Raw genomic sequence first — 20,996 nt, 5'->3', positions numbered from 1 at the left:
TTATAAAGATGAACACAGGAATTGTACAGTTTATTTTGCTTAAAGTTGCATGAGATACTGTTGAATGATTTTCCCTGAAACTTGTTCTAGTGCAGAGGCATACAGTTGGTTATCTGCCCGAAGCGCTGTGATGTCGATATTGGCATGTCGCAATTCACAGGTATGACCAATTAACCATTTTTCTAAGCTGTCCGCAGCAACTTCTACATGGAATTGTAATGCGAGTATATTCTTACCAAGCGTAAATGCCTGATTGGGGTACAGATCAGAACTGGCCAATAAAGTTGCATTTTCAGGTAAATCAAAAGTGTCGCCGTGCCAATGCAGTACAGGCGTATCTATTAAAGCAGAAAGCAAATTGTTCTCTGTATGTGAAAGATGCAGTGTACTCCAACCAATTTCCTTTTGATGTCCTGCATAGACTTTGGCGCCTAAGGCATGTGCAATGAGTTGAGCACCTAAACAGATTCCGATTGTAGGCAAATTCTGCTTTAAACGCTCTTTAAGTAAGTCTATTTCTTTTTGTAGGAAAGGATAGTCATCTGACTCATAAACCCCGATTGGCCCACCTAGAATAATCGTTAAGCCTGTATGCCCAAATGCTTGAGTTAAGTCATCTACCCCAGCTTCAAAATAACGTACCCGATAGCCTAATTGATAAAAGACATCTTCAAGAGCACCTAAATCTTCAAAGGCAAGGTGTTGAATGGCATAAATGGTGTCTGGAAAGTCTGGAGATGTTGTTGTCATGTGATTATTCAAAAGATTGAGAATAATAGAAATCTAACTTGAATAAAGAGAAAAAAGAAGATTTTAATGTAAATAGTTTGATGAATATTTGCAGTTTCCAATTCGAGCTTAGACACAGTCGCTCATTTGGTCTAGGATCACAATAAACATATCTGTGAGGATGAGGGTCATAAAATGAAAAAAGCGAACCGAAGTTCGCTTTTTGATGCTTTATGCAGATAGTTTTAGAAAAAACCCATTGCCTTCGTTGAATAACTCACCAGTAAGTTCTTGGTTTGTTGGTAATGATCGAGCATCATTTTATGATTTTCACGACCAATCCCTGATTTTTTATAACCACCAAATGCCGCATGAGCAGGGTAAATGTGGTAGCAGTTTGTCCATACACGACCCGCTTCAATCGCACGACCAGCACGGTAAGCAGTATGTGTAGAACGTGACCAAACACCTGCCCCTAAACCATAAATGGTGTCATTGGCAATTTTAATCGCTTCATCATAATCTTTGAAGGTTGCCACAGAAAGTACAGGACCAAAAATTTCTTCTTGGAAGATTTTCATGCTGTTATCGCCTTTAAAGATGGTCGGTTCAATATAGAAACCTTGCCCCACTTCTTGACGGTCACCACCACCTGTAAGCACTTGAGCACCTTCAGCACGACCTGTTGCGATACAACCTAAAATTTTCTCTTGTTGTTCTAGAGAAGCCTGAGCACCAATCATGGTATCAGTATCAAGTGGATGTCCAGTCTTAATGCGTTTTACGCGTTCAACTGCCATTTCAAGGAATTTATCGGCAATGCTTTCTTGAACCAGTGCACGTGAAGGGCAAGTACAAACTTCACCTTGGTTTAAGGCAAACATTGCAAAACCTTCGAGTGCTTTGTCTAGGAATTCGTCATCTTTATCCATAATATCTTCAAAGAAGATGTTTGGAGATTTACCACCCAATTCAAGTGTTACAGGGATAATGTTTTCAGTCGCATATTGCATAATTTGCTGACCAACGGCTGTTGAACCGGTAAATGCAATTTTAGCAATACGCGGATTGGTTGCCAGAGGGCGACCCACTTCAACACCGTAACCGTTCACAATATTCAACACGCCAGCAGGGAGTAAATCTTGAATGAGTTCGACCAAAACAAGAATACTGGCAGGTGTTTGTTCAGCAGGTTTTAAAACAATACAGTTACCCGCAGCCAATGCTGGTGCAAGTTTCCAAGTCGCCATTAAAATAGGGAAGTTCCACGGGATAATTTGCCCGACAACACCTAAAGGCTCATGAAAATGGTAAGCAATGGTATCTTCATCAATTTCTGAAATACCGCCTTCTTGCGCACGAATACAGCCAGCAAAGTAGCGGAAATGGTCAATGGCTAAAGGAATATCAGCAGCTAAGGTTTCACGTACAGGTTTACCATTGTCCCAAGTTTCAGCAACAGCCAAAAGCTCCAAATTGGCTTCCAAACGGTCTGCAATTTTTAACAGCATATTAGAGCGTGTGGTAGCAGAAGACTTGCTCCATTGTGCTTTGGCGTTATGTGCAGCATCAAGTGCAAGTTCAATATCCTCAACACTTGAACGTGGAATTTTAGTGAATACTTTACCGTCGACAGGAGAGATGTTGTCAAAGTATTCACCTTTCACTGGTGCTACCCATTGTCCACCAATGAAGTTTTCATATTGGGCTTTAAATTGAACTTTTGAACCAGATTGATTAGGATCGACGTAACGCATATGTATCTTCCTTTGCTTATTTTAGTGTTTAAAGCTGCATCTACAGCTTTGGTATAAGGTACTTTTGCACATTATTTGATTAGCATACTCTGAACAAGGTTGGAGAAAGGTTGGATACAAGAAGGTTTACAATCTTTTTCATTGATCATAAAAGAATAGGTATTACAGTGGATGTAAATCATGAATTGTTGAGAGAATAAGGAATGATGACAAAACAGAATTTAACGCAAAAAAGACAGAAGATTGATCAGTTTAGACAAAGTAGTAGTCTGTCTCCATTGCATGCCGAACAGTTGGGAGAAAGTATTGTCAGTTCTTGGCAGCGTTCAACATCTGCCGAAATTCCCAAAGATCGTTCAGCTGCGCCATTGGTTCATTTACAAAAAGAAACTTATCCCACTGCTTTGGAACATGCACTGCGACATTGTGCCCAAGATTTAAAGCATATTGCGGAACAATCCTCAATGGTACTGGCGGTTGGGGATATCGGTAGTACCATTATTTGGACGGCTTCAAGCCCACAAATGCAAAGTGCAGCAGAGAGTGTGCATTTTATTGAAGGCGGACAATGGCGCGAAGAGTTGGTGGGTACTAATGCTTTGGCTTTGTCATTAAAAACTCAGCAATCTAGCTGTGTATTTTCTAATGAACATTTTATGTCGTCCATTCATGATTGGGTTTGTTATGCTGCCCCGATTATTGATCCTTATTCGAGACAAGTGTTAGGTGTGATTGATTTATCAACGCTATGGCAAAAGCATAATAGTTTGGGCTTACTTGCAGCAGAGCGTTGCGCATCGATTATTCAATCCGCTTTAATGGAGCATCAAAAACAGCAATTGTTTATTCGTGCTTTTTCCGTGCCACAAATATTGTTCAATGGCAAAATTTTGGTGCTGACACCGCGTCAAATTGAAATTTTAACGATTTTAGCGTTATGCCCTCAAGGTCTAAGTTTAGATACCCTACATCAGGCTTTGTATGGTGAAAGAAAAGTCAGTGTGGGCACTTTAAAGGCGGAAATGTCACAATTACGCGATATTTTAGGTGGCATGCTGGGTTCTAGACCTTATCGTTTGCTGGCCCATGTAGAAGCTGACTTTTTACTGACAGAACAATCCTTAGATGCAGGCTATATCGATTCTGCGTTAAAACTATGCACGGGCGTGTTCTTAGCAAAAACGGAAAGTCCTTTTTTATGTGCATGGCGTGACTGCTTAGAGTCGCGTTTAAGTAATGCTATTTTTAAAGCCAATGAAACCGATGTCCTGCTGAAACATGTGGCTCGTTTTCCAGAAGCGATTGATGCCGTAGAGCGTTTAATTGAACTGATGCCAAAAACGCATCCTGTGCATCAAACCTTACTGAAATATAAAGATGATTAATGCTTAAAAGGATAAACCAAATTTACAGACCTTTTTGTTTTAGCCATGCAAATAGCTGTTGATAGACATTTTCGCGTACAGATTTTTCCGATAAAACCAAGTCATGTAAGCCATTGTGTATTTTACTGATGGTGACATCACCTTTAATTTTTTTGGCATATTTTTCAATGTGTTTTACATTCAAAATCACATCACTGGTTTGAGCATCTTTATGCCATTTTTTCGGGTTTTTGGTTTGATGTGAATGCATCACCAAAGCAGGTACATTTAACTTGATGCCCTGATGGATTTCTTTTTGTGCTTCAAAAATTGCTCGTACAAAACTCAGTCGAACCATCGGATAAGATGCTTGCTTCCATTCCAGATTAAAGTCCCATTCACCATGCATGCTTTTGTGTAAACTTGCTCCATACCATTTATTTAGTTCACTTGGAAATTTTAAATCGGGGCAAATTTTACCCACGCGACTTAAATTGGGAACCCCTAATTTCTTCTTGATCGGGTGCATATTGAAGTCGTAAAAGGGGCTGTTGAGCCATAGTGCTTTAATGAGCGGATGATCAGGATGATGCGCCGCATATAAAGTTGTGGTTAATCCACCAGTAGAGTGTCCACACAGCAGTACAGCATCGTGTCTTTCCGCAGCAATGATATCGAGTGCTTCAGTGATTTCAGCATTATATTCAGCAATGTCGCGTACGTTATAGTATTTTTGATGCGGTAGATGAGAACGACCATATTTGCGTAAGTCGAGTGCATAGAAGTCGAAACCATGTTGGTTAAATTGTTCCGCCATTTCAGTTTGAAAAAAGTAATCAATAAAGCCATGAATATATAAAACGGCTTTTGAGGTAGCGTGTTCGGCTTTTTTACGAACTAAGGTTGCGGTGACTTGCCCTTCATAATCATCGGGGAAATTTAAGGTGGCTTGTTCGTAACCTGAACCCAGTACATCAGGTTGATAAAGTGGTTCGGTAATTTGTTTTGTCATTATTCTGCTCAGTTGGAATTATGGATTTTCTATTATCCTTCATGATGAGCCTGAATTTGTCAAATGGAAATAAGATGAAAAAACAACCTATATTCTTGCTCTTTCGTAAAGAGGGAATATAGGTTGTTCAATAGCTAAGTCAAAAAGGGAGAGAAAACTTACACCGCTGCTTTAAAAATATCGACCACTGGAGCATTTGCCTTTAACGCTGCTTTAAAGATACTTACCACTTGAGCATGTGTTGCTTTGCGTGGGTTGGTTAACATGCAGGCATCTTTTTGTGCATTTTCAGACATTACACTCAAATCTTGCTCTTTCACGCCCAGTTCCGACAAACTTGAAGGAATACCAATTGATGCTGATAATTCACGAATTGCATCGATGGCTGCATAAGCTGCTTCTGTTACAGTCAGCCCAGCAGTATTGACACCCATTAATTGTGCAATTTTGGCATAACGATCAGGACAAGCAATGAGGTTAAATTCACAGACATGCGGAAGTAAAATGGCATTACATACACCGTGAGGCAGATTGTAGAAACCACCCAATTGATGTGCCATGGCATGTACATAACCTAAAGATGCATTGTTGAATGCCATTCCAGCTAAATATTGTGCATAGCTCATTGCATCACGTGCTTCAAGGTTTTCACCATTGGCAACAGCAGGGCTTAACCATTCACTAATCATGGTAATGGCTTTTTCAGCACAAGCATCGGTAATTGGCGTTGCAGCAGTTGATACATAAGCTTCAACGGCATGAGTCAGTGCATCCATACCTGTCGCTGCTGTCAGCGCTGCTGGTTTTGCAACCATTAGCTTAGGATCATCAATTGCAATAAGCGGGGTACAACGCCAATCGACAATTGCCATTTTTACATGGGTGTCAGTATTGGTGATAATACAGAAACGTGTCATTTCTGAAGCTGTACCTGCCGTAGTATTGATGGCAATGAGCGGTGTCATTGCAACGGTACTTTTATCAATGCCTTCGTAGTCACGGATATGACCACCACCAGCAGTCACTAAGCCAATACCTTTGGCACAGTCATGCGATGAACCGCCACCTAAAGACACAATAAAGTCACAACCTTGTTCATTATAAGCTTGAACACCATTGTGTACGTTAATATCCGTTGGGTTAGGTTCTGCGCCTGGGAAGATGTGGTAGTCAACGCCTGCTTCTTTTAGGTAGGCAGCAATGGTGTCAGCAACCCCAAATTTGAACAGACCTGCATCTGTAACAATGAGCGCTTTTTTTGCACCTAAATTTTGTGCTTTAGCACCAATTTCTTTGGCACAACCTGGACCAAAAAGAGAAACACAAGGAATATAAAAACCGTTCGTTTGATCTGCAATATTTTTAAAAGCCATGGTGCGATTCCTTCTACCATTCATTATGTTATCGGTGACCCTCACCGTAATTTGAGTATCAAATGAACAGAAAAATAATCCTACCTACCAAACACCTACCATTAAAGAAATGCTGATTGTAAATATATTTTTGAATGATAACTCAATCAGAAAATAGAGATTTATTAGACTTGTAGGAATATGAAAGTTGTTATTTATTAGGATAATTTTTATTGATTTCAAGCATGATCAATATACCAAGCGAGTGAAAAACAAATCACATCATGCTTTGAGCCCATGATCGAAAATCATAAATTTATCATGACTGTTTTAAAAGCCTACTTTCTTTTTATGTTATTCTTAGCGCAGCTCAATTTTGATTAAAATGAGTGATTAAAAAAATGAGGGACTGGAATTATTTATAAAGGATAAAAATTTTAGCGTGATTGATGATTTAAAAAATCAATGCTTTAAAGATAATAGAAAATTTGAAGATGTAATATAAGTAGCTACATTTTTTAATGAATTGACCACAATTCGTAGAATAAACAATATTACATAGGTCTGATTTTTATATTAAATTAGTAAGGGGTAGGTATGGACGTTGCACATAATAAAGATGCAATATTATTGTATGGAATACATAAAGTTTTACTCAATGAATGGGATCCTTTAGGAATTGGTCGCAATCCTTCAATGCGAGATGAGTATGAAGATTATTTGCCCAAAATTTTTAAAATGATTCGCGATCATTCAAGTGAGTCTGAAATTTTTGAATATTTATGGTGGGTAGAACATAAAGTCATGGAACAAAAAGGCAATAAGCAACATACCTTACGTATTGCGAGTTTACTTAAAAAATTGTAAATGAAATATAAGTACATATTTATCTTAGATTAAGTCGGTAGTTTTTTGCATTAATCATGCATGTTTTAAGCTAAAAAATATTATATCCAACATACGAATATTAATTTTTTGAATAAAATGAAGCCCATTCATTTGATATTTTTTAATTAAATCTCACCATTGATTCTTTTTAAACAGTGTTAAAAAATACACATGTATTGATGATAAAAACCGGTGCATTCACACCGGTTTTAATATTTAAAATTTCTTTTCTAGAGTGATTAAAACACTTGGAATCGCTTGGTTGATTCGTGATTCATACAGACTACCATCAGTTTGATAGGTTAAGCGTTCTTTATAATCGGTACTTAAAATATTCCGTGCATTCAGTGTGGTCGCCCAACCATCGGTAAAGCGTTTGGTGATACTGATATCCATATTTACCCGTTCATTGCTGGTGCGATCATAGGGTTGATTATCTAAAGCACGGGTAAATTCAGGCACATAGTTCAAATTGACACTGGTTGCAAGCTGCCAAGGCTGATAGTTATAGGATAAGCCTGCACTTGCGGTATATGGCGCAACATCACTGACTAAGCGTTGTTGATGGTTTTCATCCTCAACTTCGGCGCGTACAGTAGAGAGTTGTCCATTCAACATGAATGAATTTCCCCGTTTTGTTTGTTTTAAGGCATAACGACCCGAAATTTCAACGCCATAAGTGGTGGCATTGTCTTGGTTCTGTGGACGCTCTACAAAACGTGAACCTTCCTGACGAATGACTTTTTCGATGTAGTCTTCAATTTCACGTTGATATGCCGTGATATTGATACCACCTGATGGTGTGTTGTAGCCTAAAGTCGATTCAAATGCGGTAATTTTTTCAGGGCGTAAATTAGGGTTACCACCACGATCTGGGTTGTTGAGGCTACCCGCATCACTATCGGTAGAAACCGAAACGGTGGGTAATAAACGATCTGTTTTAGGACTCAGGAAGGCTTGGCTAATATTGGTTTGTAACGACCATGTATCATTAAAGTCAAAACGGTGCGCCAAGACAGGGCTTAAGTGATGATCACTATATTCAACTAAACCTGAACGGTTGACCCATTCTTGACGAGCGCCCAAAGTTACAGTTTGGCGGTCAGTAAACTTCCAACTGCCTTCAGCATACAGCGCATAGAGTTGTTCATCTAAATTTTGACTCACATTGCTATCGAGTTCATTGGCACGTGCATCTAGACCAAATTTAAGCTGTTGCGTTTCATTGAACTTTCGAACGCCGTCATAGCCAATACCGTATTCATTGATGCGTTCATCGGTATAGCTGTTCAATAGGGACGATTGGGTCGATTCAGTTTCATTCTGTTGTTCAACGGATAGACGAAGCTTATCTGAATTGCCTTGGTCTTTACGTTCGTAACGTGTGTTTAAGCGGATACTGTCATTTTGATCATTTTGAACTTGGTCGCCACGGACACCCTCACTTTCATTGTTGCGATAGAATAATTCAGCAACCAATTTTTGTTGATCATCTAATTCATACTCAAGGCGGGGTGACAACATTTGCGACTTACGTTGCGTAATCCGTTTTTGTTCACGTGTCTGAGTACTGGTTTGGGTCTGGGTGATAGAGGTGCTGTCATTCCACATTTGATTGGCAGAAAGGCTATACAACCATGGACTATCACGACCATCGAGTTGCACACTAATATTTTTACGTTCTTCTTCTTTTTGATCTGATTTTGCCAAACCATATCCGACACGGGCATTACCGCTTAAACGTGTATTATTAAGCGGTTGTTTTAAAATAATATTAATGACTGCTGACGATGCGACAGAGGCTTGAGCCACACTCGGTTGTTTGGTAATTTCAATTCGTTCAATCATGTCGGGCGTTAAGCTGTCAACAATTGACATTCCGCCACGTGGACCCCCTTGAACCGCTTCACCATTAATTAAAAATACTGGTGCGCCGCCACCACGAAAACGCATACCTGAAGCACCACCGCCCCCGCGTGGACCTTGTCCAGGTGTTGGCATCTGAAAACCCGCTGCGCGACGTAAAGCATCATTGACGGATTGATCACCAAATTGCAGCATTTCTTCACGTGTGACAATGGTTTTCGCCACTGCACTGATGTCAGGATCTTTCGCTGTGTTGGGTGTCGCTGCAAATTTTAATGTTGCCAATGTTTGTACGGGTTGAGTTTGAGTGGGCGCACTGTCTGTTGTGCTTGTTTCTGTAATGTTATTAGCAGCCCATGTTGGGGACATAAAGGTGAATAATGCGCAACTTAATGTACTTAATTTCCAACGCGCTTGTATGCGTTTCATTATTCGATGTTCCGTATGTAATTTTGCGTAAGATAGCGTACAAATGTGAAGAAAATTTGTGGAAAATGGCGAAACAAAAGATAAAACGTAATTTTTATGCGTAAATATGCTCAAAATAAATCATTTAGCCCCAGTACTTGGTTGTGATTAACTGTCCTAAGGCAATGATAAAATTTTAAGCTTGAAAAGATAAAATACAGTTTTGGCTCATTTGTTCGATATGTGTTTCATCGATAATAAGTCTGTCCCATTTCACCATTTGCTGAATCAGCCATTTAAAATCTTCAAGTTTGGGTTGCTGTGACTCATCTACAAAATTACGGATAATATTTTGAATAGAATGGAATTTTTGTACATGAACGGTGTTAGAACATTGGAATTGAACAATGTTGAAGTCCATCAGCATTTTCCAAACTTCAGTATAGTCATCTAAATATTTCAGTTCTTGTTGCGCTTTTTGAATGGCTTGGGTTAATGCGCGGTGTGTATTGGGGTGCTGTAATGCCCAATCAACGGTGACGGCCAAAACTTTATCGGCAACTTTTGGCATAATGTCTTGGCTAGATGCCACAATTTGGCTAACACCGAATAACTCACCTTGCGTATTCCAAGGTTCACCCACACAGAAACCGTCAATCACATGATTGCTTAAAGCTTCAACCATATAGGGAGGGGGAAGTGTCACCAATTTCATATTTTGTGCAACATCAAAATTGACCAGCGCTAACCATTCTCTTAAGCAATAATGATGAATCGACTGTTTAAACACATGTGCCAATTGGATGGGTTTTTGTTCTAGTATGGCTGTGACTATTTTTTGTGCCGATTCTTGCATATTGTCTTGTGTTGTAATATTAAGATCAAAGCATAATTTTTGACTCAAACTAATAAATGCGCGATTTTGGCTTAAGACTAAAGCGGTTTGTAAGGGAATGCCGAGTTGGTCTTCACCCAAAGCTGCGGCAGGAAGCATGGCAGATAGACAATGTGCCGCATCTAAAAAGCCAAATGCCAACCGATCTCTTAAACTTGCCCAAGAGGCTTCTTTGACGAGCGATACATCTAAGCCAACTTCATCAAAAAAACCACGCTGCTTTGCCCAAAGAATGGCAACACAATCGAGCAGAGGAATGTAGCCGATTTGGATTTGAGTTTTTTCTAAATCTGTCATGGCCTAGTCCTTTAATTGGTTCTGTAACAATTCTTGAGCATCTAATAAACGCCGTGCCATTTCGCCCATCGTCATGCGATGACTCATGGCATTTTTTCGTAGCAATTGAAAGGCTTGATCTTCAGTTAAGGTATGCAATTGCATGAGTAACACTTTGGCTTTCTCTACATCTTTACGGTCTGCCAGTTTATTTTTGGTGTCTTCTAAAGCACCCAGTAATTTTTTATGTTTTTTAAATTGTTCAATCGAAATTTCTAAAATACTTTCTAGTTTGGTTGGGTCAATACCGTCCACAATATACGCAGTGACACCTGCATTGATGGCACTTTTGATGGTGTCTTTATGGCTGTTTTTGGTAAATAGCACCGTGGGTAAATCAAATTGGCTAACGCAACTTTCTATAATGTCGCGGTGAGGGTGGTCCATATCCAATAAAATGACATCGGCATGCAATTGTTCTAAACGGAACATACTTAAATGATCGATTGTGAGACAGGCGACCACATCGAAATGATGTTCGATCAGGGATGCTTTTATATAATTGGCACGTTCTTGATCATCATCAATGAGTGCGATTTTGAGTTTTGGCATATTGGTCAAATATCATCAGGTAAAACCTGAAAGGAAAGTTATTTAAAATATATAGCAATTAAAATGCCAAAGTTGTGAAACTTATGTTAATTCAATAAAAATCATACATAAAACCAGTGTGTAATCTAATAGCGCACTGTCTTGATGCAAAAATGCGCTACAAGGAAGCACAATGACAAGCTCTGTTCTTCGATCCATTGTCATTAAGATAAAGTATTGAACCAACTGTTGGGAATGAAAAGTAATAAATTTAATATAAAAATTGATAAAAAACATAATATTAAGATATTTTATAATATGTTGGCATAGTCATTGCATAATCCTTTATGAGTCAAAGAAGACTCTAAAAATTTGTAAGACGGCCAACGATGTCCGTTCTGATCGAATCTGGTATGCAGCAATCCGCATAGTAGATAAACCAATACGTTCAGTTCAGGAAGGAGAAGGCTATGTCTTCAAATTTAAATGCTAAAAAAGCAACAAAAATAAATATTTTTAACTTCAGTAGTGCAGCAATGAGAGCCTTCCATATGAGTTGGCTCGCTTTTTTTGTCTGCTTCTTTGCATGGTTTGCCTGTGCACCACTGATGCCAGTAATCGCTGGTGAGTTCCATTTAACCAAAGACCAAATTGCGAACATTAATATTGCCGCTGTTGCAATTACCATTTTAGTTCGTCTGATTGTTGGGCCGCTGTGTGATAAATATGGTCCACGCAAAACTTATACGGCTTTACTGATTATCGGCAGTATTCCAGTCTTTGGTGTGGCATCTGCCAACAGTTACGAATCCTTTTTATTCTTCCGCTTATTGATTGGTGCCATTGGTGCCAGCTTTGTGATTACTCAATATCATACCAGTATTATGTTTGCACCAAATGTAGTGGGAACGGCCAATGCTGCATCAGCAGGTTGGGGAAATGCAGGGGGTGGTGCAACACAAGCATTGATGCCGTTAATGCTTGCTGCCTTAGTGATGTTCGGTGTTGAACAAGCGATGGGTTGGAGAATTGCACTGATTGTACCGGGTCTGATGATGCTGATTGTGGGTGCAATGTATTGGAAATTTACCCAAGACTGTCCACAAGGCAACTTTAAAGAACTTCGTGCACAAGGCATTCAAGTCGGTAGCGATAAAAAAGGCGGCATGGCAATTCTTATGCACGCTGCACGTAACTACCGCGTTTGGATTTTATTTGGTGCTTATGCTGCATGTTTCGGGATCGAAATCTTCATTCATAACATCGTGGCGATGTACTACGTCGAACACTTTAGCTTTGGACTAAAAGAGGCAGGTTTAGCCGCAGGGATCTTTGGTTTGTTGGCACTGTTTGCCCGTGCTTTAGGTGGAATTGTCTCAGATAAAGTTGCGACTAAAAAAGGTCTAGATGGTCGTACCAAAGTATTGTTTGGCATGATCCTGATGGAAGGTCTGTTCTTAATCTTATTCTCACAAATGAATACCGCAGTTCTGGCAATTCTGGTCATGACCGTATTTGCACTCTTTACCCATATGGCATGTGGTGCAACTTATGCACTGGTTCCATTCATTGATCGTGATGCCTTAGGTGGTGTTGCAGGCATCATTGGGGCAGGGGGTAACGTGGGTGCAGTGGCAGCAGGTTTCTTACTCAAAGGTATGCTCGATATTCAAACTTGTCTCATGTTCTTGGGCGGCTTGGTGGTGATTGCAGCGAGTTTTGTTCTGATGATCCGTTTCTCGGTAGAACATAAAGAAAAAGAGCAAAAGTTGTTTGAAGCTGCGGTGCTTGAACGTAACAGTATGGCTGAAGCTCAACAATAAGCTAAAAAGTTAAAAAGGAATTGAGGAGAAAGTATATGAAATTGGTAATGATTGGTCATGGCATGGTGGGGCACAAATTCATTGAATCTGTATTGGAACATGCAGGGGATGAAGTTGAAATTACCATCTTAGCGGAAGAACCTCGTTTAGCGTATGATCGTGTACATTTAACTGAATACTTCTCAGGAAAATCAGCTAAAGATCTAACCCTTTGCCGTTCAGATTTTGCGGATGCTTATGGAATTGATCTACGCTTAAATACCAAAGCAACTGAAGTTGATACTTTAAATAAAACAATTACCACCAATCATGGTGATGTGATTGCTTATGACAAATTGGTATTGGCGACAGGTTCATATGCTTTTGTTCCTCCAATTCCGGGTAATGAGCGTGAAAACTGTTTTGTCTATCGCACCATTGAAGACTTAGATGCCATTCGTGCTGCAAGCTTAAATGCAAAAACAGGTGTGGTGATTGGTGGTGGTTTACTGGGGCTTGAAGCTGCGAAAGCATTACGTGATTTAAATCTTGAAACCCATGTGGTGGAATTTGCACCTCGTTTAATGGCGGTTCAAATTGATGATTTAGGCGGTAAGGTTTTACGCGCAAAAATTGAAAATTTAGGCGTAAAAGTTCATACCCAAAAAGCTACGCAATGTATTGAAGCGGGTAGCAATACCACGCATGTAATGAAGTTTGGCGATGGCTCTGAACTTGAAACTGATATTGTCTTGTTCTCTGCGGGTATTCGCCCACGTGATGAATTAGCGCGTCAAAGTGGACTGGCGATTGGTGAACGTGGCGGAATCGTGATTAATGATTACTGCCAAACCTCAAATACAGACGTTTATGCGATTGGTGAATGTGCGCTTTGGCAAAATAAAATTTATGGTCTAGTGGCACCGGGCTATGACATGGCACGTATTGCTGCAAAGCATGTCATGGATCAGAGCTGTAACGAGTTTACCGGTGCGGATATGAGCACCAAACTTAAACTCATGGGTGTTGATGTTGCATCGGTCGGTGATGCACATGCCATGACGCCAAATGCACTGAGCTATTTCTATGCAGATGAAGCTGCCATGGTCTATAAAAAGATTGTGGTCAATAGTGACAAAACCAAGTTGTTGGGTGCTGTTTTGGTCGGTTGTGCCAAAGAATATAACGACTTATTACAGATGATGTTGAATGGACTGGCTGTTCCAGAACAACCAGAAAGCTTGATTATGCCGGGCTTTGAACAATCTTCAGCAAAATCGGGTGGTAGCGGTGTCGACTTATTGCCAGATAGCGCAACCATTTGTTCATGTAATAACGTCTCTAAAGCAGATATCTGCCAAGCGATCAATGAGGGTTCAACATCGCTTGGTGCTTTAAAAAAATGTACCAAAGCCGCAACGGCTTGTGGTGGTTGTGCACCTTTAGTGACACAAGTGTTGAAGTCTGAATTACAACGTCAAGGCGTAACCGTCAACAACCATTTATGTGAACACTTTGCCTATTCACGCCAAGAGCTGTATCACTTGGTTCGTATCAATGAAATTAAAACCTTTGATGATTTGATTGGGCAGCATGGTCATGGTTTAGGTTGTGATATCTGTAAACCAACTGTGGCGAATATTTTAGCCTCTTGTTGGAATGATTTTGTACTCAAACCAAGTCATGCTGGATTACAAGACAGTAATGATTATTACCTTGGTAACATTCAAAAAGATGGTTCTTACTCTATTGTGCCACGTATTGCAGGAGGTGAAATTACCCCTGAAGGTTTAATCACCATTGGTCAGGTCGCAAAAGATTATGGTTTATATACCAAAATCACGGGTGGACAACGTATTGATTTATTTGGCGCACAAGTCCATCAACTACCTGAAATTTGGGAAAAATTGATTAATGCTGGTTTTGAATCTGGGCATGCTTACGGTAAATCTTTACGTACCGTTAAATCATGTGTTGGTAGCACATGGTGCCGTTACGGTGTCGATGATTCAATGGGTTTAGCCATTTTTCTAGAAAATCGCTATAAGGGTTTACGTTCTCCACACAAACTCAAAATGGCGGTCTCTGGTTGTACCCGTGAGTGTGCCGAAGCGCAAAGCAAAGATGTTGGTGTCATTGCCACTGAAAAAGGCTGGAATCTGTATGTTTGCGGTAATGGTGGGATGAAACCACGTCATGCTGAACTGCTTGCTTCTGACCTTGATACTGAAACTTTAATTCGCTATATCGACCGATTCTATATGTTCTATATCCAAACAGCAGATCGTTTGCAACGTACTTCGGTATGGCGTGACAATCTCGAAGGTGGTTTGGACTATCTTAAAGCCGTGGTGGTTGAAGATTCTTTGGGACTTGCGACTGAATTAGAACGCCGTATGGATCATGTGGTCGGAACTTATCAAGACGAATGGCGTACTGCGATTGAAGATCCTGAAGTGCGTAAACGTTTTAAAACCTTTATTAATGCAAAAGCTGAACAACAGAATGATCCGCATATTCAGTTTGCTGCTGAACGTGGGCAAATTCGCCCAAAAACCACAGTGGAACGTGATCCAAGCCGTATTCCTGTAGTAGAAGCTTAAGCATTTGTGATTAAAGGAGAATAAATATGACGATTTTAAAAGAAATGAATGCGACAGATGAATTGGACTGGATTGAAATTTGTCATTTAGATGACATCACGCCGAATACTGGTGTTGGTGCAATGATTGATGAGCAGCAAATTGCCTTATTCCGTGTCGGTCATGAAAAACGTGTTTACGCCTTAAGTAATCAAGACCCTTTCAGTCAAGCCTTTGTTATGTCACGCGGGATTTTGGGTGATTTGCAAGGTGAGCGTGTGGTGGCATCGCCTATTTATAAGCAGCATTTCAGTTTAGCCACAGGACGCTGCTTGGAAGACAAAAATCAAAAATTGTTGGTGTTTCCAAGCAAAATTGAAGAGGGTCGTGTTTTTGTTAGCCCAACGGCACAAAAAACCTATATTACCAATAATGGTACTTCGCAAGAAAAGATGAAATTGGTCTTGGTTGGGAATGGTTTAGCAGGGATGCGCTGCCTCGAAGATTTACTGGATATGGCGCCAGATCGCTATGAAGTGACTGTGATTGGTGAGGAACCGTGGGGTAATTACAACCGTATCATGCTTTCACCTGTGTTATCTGGTGATAAAAGCATTGAAGATATTATGCTGCATTCACATGCATGGTATAGCGATAAAGGGATTCACTTTATTGCTGGTGATGCTGCGGTGAAAATTGACCGTCCACGTAAGCAAGTCTATACAGAAAAAGGTTTGGTGGTGGATTATGACCGATTAATTCTTGCGACAGGTTCTAAGCCATTTATTCCACCGATTAAAGGTTCAGATTTAAAAGGTGTATTGAGTTTCCGTGATATTTATGACGTGAACAGCATGCTAGAGTATTGTAAAAACAAGAAAAATGCGGTGGTGATTGGTGGCGGCTTACTCGGGCTTGAAGCGGCGTATGGGTTAAAACAACGCGGCATGAACGTCACTGTGTTGCATTTGATGGATCGTATTATGGATCGTCAACTGGATGCACGAGCAAGTGCTTTACTGAAACAAAGTATCGAAGCCAAAGGTATTCCAGTATTGACTGAAGCCAATACAGAAGAACTGATTGGTCAAGATGGTCATGTGAGCCAACTGCGCTTAAAAGATGGCACTGTATTAGATGCCGATTTTGTGGTGTTTGCAGTCGGGATTCGTCCAAATATGACACTGGCACAAAGTGCAGGTTTACGTTGTAACCGTGGCGTGATGGTGAATGACACCATGCAAACCTTTGACCCGAGCATTTATGCGGTGGGTGAATGTATTGAGCATCGTAATCAAACTTTTGGCTTGGTTGAACCACTGTGGGGACAAGCATTTATTTGTGCCTCACATTTGGCTGAACATGGTAGCTTAACCTTTAAAGCACCAACCGTTCCAACACAGCTTAAAGTCAGTGGTTGTGATGTGTTTTCCGCAGGTAACTTTGAACCCGCTGATGATTATGAAGATATCATTTTGAATGATGAAAAACGTCATATTTATAAGCGTATTATTATTCAAAAAGATAAAGTGATTGGTGCAGTATTGTTTGGGGATACCGAAGATGGTGCATGGTATGCAGAGTTAATTGCAGATCAAACACCTATTTCTTCGATTCGCAATAAATTGTTATTTGGTAAAGATTTTGCATTAAAACAAGCAGGTTGATTATTGAGTGTCAGCCAGTTAAAGGTAATTTAATGATTAGTTGTTTATAAATCTCTCTTAACCCCTCTTTAAGAAAGAGGGGAACAATCTAAAATTCAAATTGTTATTAAATTTTAGATACTCCCTCCTTTTTAAAGGAGGGTTGGGGAGGATTAAAAAATGCGAAGCGATCGTTATGGAATAGTTGCTATGTAGGATGAATTCAATTCATGCCACTTTGAGTATCAAATATCCATAGCTAATTTAAGTAGAAGTAAAGTAGATGTGGGAGCATAAATGAACAATATTCCCGTTGTGGAACTTGAAAGCTCCACAGAATTATTGACGAAAACGACAAATACCACCTGTCCTTATTGTGGCGTAGGTTGTGGTGTGACTGCAACCGTACAGGAGACAGCATTAGGTCAAAAAGTGACTGTTGAAGGCGATATTACCCATCCTTCTAATTACGGTAAGTTGTGTATTAAAGGCAGTAATTTAGCTGATACGATTGGTTTGGAAAGCCGTGTACTTGAGCCGATGATGGGGCGCAAGGCAAATCGTCAGGCAGCAACTTGGGACATGGCTATTTCGAGCATTGCCAATAAATTTCAACAATGTATAGATCAATATGGTCGTGACAGCATTGCCTTTTATGTGTCAGGTCAGTTGCTGACTGAAGACTATTATGTGGTGAATAAATTTGTCAAAGGCTATTTGGGTACGGCCAATATAGACACCAATTCACGTCTTTGTATGTCGTCGGCAGTTGCTGCACATAAACGTGCTTTTGGGGAAGATATTGTCCCTGCAAGTTATGAAGATTTTGAACATACCGACATGGTGGTGTTGGTAGGTTCAAATACTGCATGGTGTCACCCAGTATTGTATCAACGCATTATGAAGGCCAAAGAACAACGCGATTTGTTTGTGGTCGTGGTTGACCCGCGTTTTACCAGTACCTGCGAAGCAGCTGACTTACATTTACCGATTTTACCAGGGCAAGATGTTGCCTTGTTTAATGGTTTATTGCAGTATCTATCGCAAAATGGTCATGCCGATCAAGCGTTTATTGCTGCTCATACCCAAGGTTTAGCGCAAGCACTGGCACAGAGTGAAAGTGAATCTCGCATTGAAAATGTGGCGACACGCACAGGAATTTCGGTCGAAAAATTGCTGACTTTCTATGAAAAATTTGCCAACACTTCAAAAGTGATGACGCTGTTTTCAATGGGGGTGAATCAATCGTCGCAAGGGGTGAATAAAGCCAATAGCATTACCAATTGCCATTTGTTAACGGGAAAAATAGGCAAATTGGGTGCTGCACCATTTTCGATGACAGGACAGCCTAATGCTATGGGCGGGCGTGAAGTGGGTGGGCTGGCGAATATGTTGGCGGCACATTTAGAATTGGAAAATGAAACCCATCAACAATTGGTGCAAAACTTTTGGCACAGTCCCCATATTGCCAAGCAAGCTGGCTTTAAAGCAGTTGATTTATTTCATGCGGTTGAAAGCGGAAAAATTAAAGCCATTTGGATTATGGCAACCAATCCTGTGGTCAGTTTACCCGATGCTGATCAAGTGAAACGTGCTTTAGAGCAATGTGAATTTGTGGTGGTTTCTGATATTTGCCAAGAGACTGACACCACGCAATATGCTGATGTCTTATTACCTGCACTAGGTTGGGGCGAAAAAGAGGGTACAGTCACCAATTCTGAGCGTCGCATTTCCAGACAACGTGCCTTTTTAGCTGAGCCAAGTGAGGCAAAGGCGGACTGGTGGGCCATTAGTCAGGTAGCGAAAAAATTAGGTTTTGATGGTTTTGATTTTAAAAATAGCCATGACATTTTCTTAGAGCATGCACGACTTTCAGCTCAGCAAAATTCAGATTTAGAACAGCGCAGTGAAACACCGAATTTTCGTTATTTTAATTTAAACGGTTTAACGGATTTAACCGCAACTGAATATGACGAACTAAAGCCTGTGCAATGGCCAGTATGGACTAAACAGCAGCCTGAGGGCGCGGTGGCACGATTGTATGCTCAGGGGCAATTTAGCCATGCCGATGCTAAAGCTAAATTTATTGCCATTACCGCAATCAATCCTGTTAATTCAGTGTGTAAAGAATTTCCTTTGGTTTTAAATACGGGGCGGATTCGTGATCAATGGCACACCATGAGCCGTACCGGTTTATCTGCCAATTTAAGTACCCATCGTGCAGAGCCGTATTGTGAAATTCATCCACAAGATGCATTGAAATATGGCGTTAAAGATGGCGAATTGCTTGAAGTGAAATCGAAATGGGGCAATTGCGTATTACGCGCGACGGTCAGTGATGATATTCGCCGTGGACAAGTCTTTGCACCGATTCACTGGAATGACCAAGTGGCATCCGATGCCCGTATTGGTAAAGTGGTGAATCCTGTTGTGGATGCTATTTCAGGTGAACCTGAGTTTAAGCATACGCCTGTGATCATCCATCCATTTTATAGCCAATGGCAAGGCGTGTTTTATGTGCGTCAAGGCTTTGAAAAAATTGTGCAATCGTCAATTGAAAGCACAGTATGGTGGACTAAAATTATAACGGCCAAAGCCACGCGATATGAAGTGGCAGATCGTAAAAAATTTACCCAAACCACAGAACATTTAAAAGAGCTATTACCGTTTCAAGATGAAAGTTTTGAATGGCTGAATATTGAAGACCAGACTGCGCATATTAGTCATAGTGTGGTGCTCAAAGATGGTCATTTGATTGCCAGTTTATATATTGCACCTAAGGCGTTATTGCCAGATCGTGACTGGGTGGCAAGCTTATTTAAACGTGAACGATTAAGTGCTATGCACCGTAAGGCATTGCTTGCAGGGCAGCCGATGTCGATGGCAAATAATGAAGGGCCGTTGGTTTGTAGCTGCTTTAAAGTCGGTAAAAACCGCATTATTGAAACCATTAAAAGCAAAAATATTACCGATGAGAAACAAGTCACAGCCTGTTTAAAAGCTGGGGGCAATTGTGGTTCATGTTTACCTGAAATTCGTGGCTTGATCAAAGCCTGTCAAACGGAGGCAGTTGAATGAAAAATGGCATTAAAAAGTCAATTTATCCCGATACGGACTTGGTGATTTTGGCTGGTGGGCAGGCTCGACGTATGAATGGTCTGAATAAGTTATTACAAAAATTTGATGACCAAATACAACTGATTAAAATCCATCAACAGCTTAAATCTGATGTTGCACAAGTATGGATCAACAGCCATCGGGATTATTCGATTTATCAAAAGATTATTCCCAGTATTCATTGCTATCAGGATGATGAAAATGGTTTTTTAGGCCCATTGATGGGAATGAAAAGCGCATGGTCACATGTACAAGCAGACTATGTGCTGTTTGTACCCTGTGATGTGACCTACATTCCCCCAAAAATCATTTTTAAATTACATCTGGCTTTGGCTAAAAATAGTTTGGCAGAAGTTGCTTATGCGGAAATAAATGGCAAAGCACTGTACCCATTTTGCTTGGTTAAACGCAGCAGTTTGGCGCACCTGAGTGATTGTCTTGAGCAAAAACAGCGCAGTTTAAGGCATTGTTTTGCAGAATTGCACGCTCAAGTGGCACATTTTACCAACCATGCCTTATTTTTTCACAGTATTAACTCACCCGATGAGCTGCAACAGCATCAACAAATTAAATTTCTACATTAAAGCGCGATATTTTACCTTTGGCACAAAGTTGGAACACTTATTGCAGATCTAATAATAATAAGATTGGGCGATTTAAAGCTTTTGCACAATATTTGTGCAGTAACTACCTAATGCCTGAAGATGGATG

The 20,996-nt window shown here is 40.3% G+C and carries 14 protein-coding genes; 7 read left to right on the top strand and 7 right to left on the bottom strand.

The features are described from left to right. Nucleotides 1–39: 39 nt before the first annotated feature. Both B9T30_RS01225 and B9T30_RS01220 read right to left on the bottom strand, forming a co-directional pair. Nucleotides 40–750, bottom strand: coding sequence for a glutamine amidotransferase (locus tag B9T30_RS01225; protein ID WP_086183414.1), 711 nt, complete (start codon nt 748–750; stop codon nt 40–42). A 224-nt stretch (nt 751–974) separates the two neighbouring features. Then, entirely contained in the window at nt 975–2,486 is a 1,512-nt protein-coding gene (locus tag B9T30_RS01220) for an aldehyde dehydrogenase family protein (protein ID WP_086183413.1), read from the bottom strand. Between the two features lie 203 nt (nt 2,487–2,689). Here B9T30_RS01220 and B9T30_RS01215 point away from each other — a divergent pair, with 203 nt between their 5' ends. Further along, on the top strand, nt 2,690–3,871 hold the full coding sequence (locus B9T30_RS01215) for a helix-turn-helix domain-containing protein (protein WP_086183412.1): 1,182 nt from the start codon (nt 2,690–2,692) through the stop codon (nt 3,869–3,871). A gap of 22 nt (nt 3,872–3,893) precedes the next feature. On the opposite strand, the gene B9T30_RS01210 is transcribed toward B9T30_RS01215, so the two are convergent. Then, nucleotides 3,894–4,862: an alpha/beta hydrolase gene (locus tag B9T30_RS01210; protein ID WP_086183411.1), complete on the bottom strand. Its 969-nt coding sequence runs from the start codon at nt 4,860–4,862 to the stop codon at nt 3,894–3,896. A 158-nt stretch (nt 4,863–5,020) separates the two neighbouring features. Further along, the gene (mdh, locus tag B9T30_RS01205) at nt 5,021–6,235 is read right to left on the bottom strand and encodes an iron-dependent methanol dehydrogenase (RefSeq protein WP_086164093.1); all 1,215 of its coding nucleotides are present in this window, start codon (nt 6,233–6,235) and stop codon (nt 5,021–5,023) included. A gap of 576 nt (nt 6,236–6,811) precedes the next feature. On the opposite strand from mdh, the gene B9T30_RS01200 reads away from it, so the two are divergent. Then, nucleotides 6,812–7,081, top strand: coding sequence for a hypothetical protein (locus B9T30_RS01200; RefSeq protein ID WP_086164092.1), 270 nt, complete (start codon nt 6,812–6,814; stop codon nt 7,079–7,081). A 237-nt stretch (nt 7,082–7,318) separates the two neighbouring features. Here the strand turns inward: B9T30_RS01200 and B9T30_RS01195 are convergent, their stop codons facing one another. From B9T30_RS01195 to B9T30_RS01185, 3 genes are all read right to left on the bottom strand, one after another. Continuing rightward, nucleotides 7,319–9,397 (bottom strand): TonB-dependent receptor plug domain-containing protein, encoded by a 2,079-nt coding sequence (locus B9T30_RS01195; RefSeq protein ID WP_086183410.1) that lies wholly within the window; start codon nt 9,395–9,397, stop codon nt 7,319–7,321. A gap of 175 nt (nt 9,398–9,572) precedes the next feature. Beyond that, entirely contained in the window at nt 9,573–10,568 is a 996-nt protein-coding gene (locus B9T30_RS01190) for an ABC transporter substrate-binding protein (RefSeq protein ID WP_086183409.1), read from the bottom strand. A 3-nt stretch (nt 10,569–10,571) separates the two neighbouring features. Continuing rightward, nucleotides 10,572–11,159 (bottom strand): ANTAR domain-containing response regulator, encoded by a 588-nt coding sequence (locus tag B9T30_RS01185; protein ID WP_086183408.1) that lies wholly within the window; start codon nt 11,157–11,159, stop codon nt 10,572–10,574. Between the two features lie 449 nt (nt 11,160–11,608). Here B9T30_RS01185 and B9T30_RS01180 point away from each other — a divergent pair, with 449 nt between their 5' ends. The 5 genes from B9T30_RS01180 to B9T30_RS01160 all read left to right on the top strand — a co-directional run bounded on the left by B9T30_RS01180 (nt 11,609) and on the right by B9T30_RS01160 (nt 20,869). After that, nucleotides 11,609–12,961, top strand: coding sequence for an MFS transporter (locus B9T30_RS01180; protein ID WP_086183407.1), 1,353 nt, complete (start codon nt 11,609–11,611; stop codon nt 12,959–12,961). A 35-nt stretch (nt 12,962–12,996) separates the two neighbouring features. After that, complete coding sequence (gene nirB, locus B9T30_RS01175; RefSeq protein ID WP_086183406.1) at nt 12,997–15,543, top strand: nitrite reductase large subunit NirB; 2,547 nt, start codon at nt 12,997–12,999, stop codon at nt 15,541–15,543. A gap of 26 nt (nt 15,544–15,569) precedes the next feature. Beyond that, nucleotides 15,570–17,189 (top strand): nitrite reductase small subunit NirD, encoded by a 1,620-nt coding sequence (gene nirD, locus B9T30_RS01170; protein ID WP_086183405.1) that lies wholly within the window; start codon nt 15,570–15,572, stop codon nt 17,187–17,189. Between the two features lie 276 nt (nt 17,190–17,465). Further along, nucleotides 17,466–20,246, top strand: a complete 2,781-nt coding sequence (locus B9T30_RS01165; RefSeq protein WP_086183404.1) for a nitrate reductase — start codon at nt 17,466–17,468, stop codon at nt 20,244–20,246. Then, nucleotides 20,243–20,869: a molybdenum cofactor guanylyltransferase gene (locus B9T30_RS01160; RefSeq protein WP_086183403.1), complete on the top strand. Its 627-nt coding sequence runs from the start codon at nt 20,243–20,245 to the stop codon at nt 20,867–20,869. Before B9T30_RS01165 ends, B9T30_RS01160 begins: the two co-directional genes overlap by 4 nt. The last annotated feature ends 127 nt before the right edge of the window (nt 20,870–20,996 follow it).

The sequence above is a fragment of the Acinetobacter sp. ANC 4973 genome (assembly GCF_002135275.1).
GTDB lineage: Bacteria > Pseudomonadota > Gammaproteobacteria > Pseudomonadales > Moraxellaceae > Acinetobacter > Acinetobacter kyonggiensis.
This window is presented reverse-complemented; position numbering and strand designations above follow the sequence as displayed.

Excerpts from the sequence above, each read along its gene's own strand:
- B9T30_RS01200 (WP_086164092.1), top strand. The coding sequence starts at position 6,812 with ATGGACGTTGCACATAATAAAGATGCAATATTATTGTATGGAATACAT.
- nirD (WP_086183405.1), top strand. The coding sequence starts at position 15,570 with ATGACGATTTTAAAAGAAATGAATGCGACAGATGAATTGGACTGGATT.
- mdh (WP_086164093.1), bottom strand. The coding sequence starts at position 6,235 with ATGGCTTTTAAAAATATTGCAGATCAAACGAACGGTTTTTATATTCCT.
- B9T30_RS01220 (WP_086183413.1), bottom strand. The coding sequence starts at position 2,486 with ATGCGTTACGTCGATCCTAATCAATCTGGTTCAAAAGTTCAATTTAAA.
- B9T30_RS01215 (WP_086183412.1), top strand. The coding sequence starts at position 2,690 with ATGATGACAAAACAGAATTTAACGCAAAAAAGACAGAAGATTGATCAG.
- B9T30_RS01190 (WP_086183409.1), bottom strand. The coding sequence starts at position 10,568 with ATGACAGATTTAGAAAAAACTCAAATCCAAATCGGCTACATTCCTCTG.
- nirB (WP_086183406.1), top strand. The coding sequence starts at position 12,997 with ATGAAATTGGTAATGATTGGTCATGGCATGGTGGGGCACAAATTCATT.
- B9T30_RS01160 (WP_086183403.1), top strand. The coding sequence starts at position 20,243 with ATGAAAAATGGCATTAAAAAGTCAATTTATCCCGATACGGACTTGGTG.
- B9T30_RS01210 (WP_086183411.1), bottom strand. The coding sequence starts at position 4,862 with ATGACAAAACAAATTACCGAACCACTTTATCAACCTGATGTACTGGGT.
- B9T30_RS01180 (WP_086183407.1), top strand. The coding sequence starts at position 11,609 with ATGTCTTCAAATTTAAATGCTAAAAAAGCAACAAAAATAAATATTTTT.
- B9T30_RS01165 (WP_086183404.1), top strand. The coding sequence starts at position 17,466 with ATGAACAATATTCCCGTTGTGGAACTTGAAAGCTCCACAGAATTATTG.
- B9T30_RS01225 (WP_086183414.1), bottom strand. The coding sequence starts at position 750 with ATGACAACAACATCTCCAGACTTTCCAGACACCATTTATGCCATTCAA.
- B9T30_RS01195 (WP_086183410.1), bottom strand. The coding sequence starts at position 9,397 with ATGAAACGCATACAAGCGCGTTGGAAATTAAGTACATTAAGTTGCGCA.
- B9T30_RS01185 (WP_086183408.1), bottom strand. The coding sequence starts at position 11,159 with ATGCCAAAACTCAAAATCGCACTCATTGATGATGATCAAGAACGTGCC.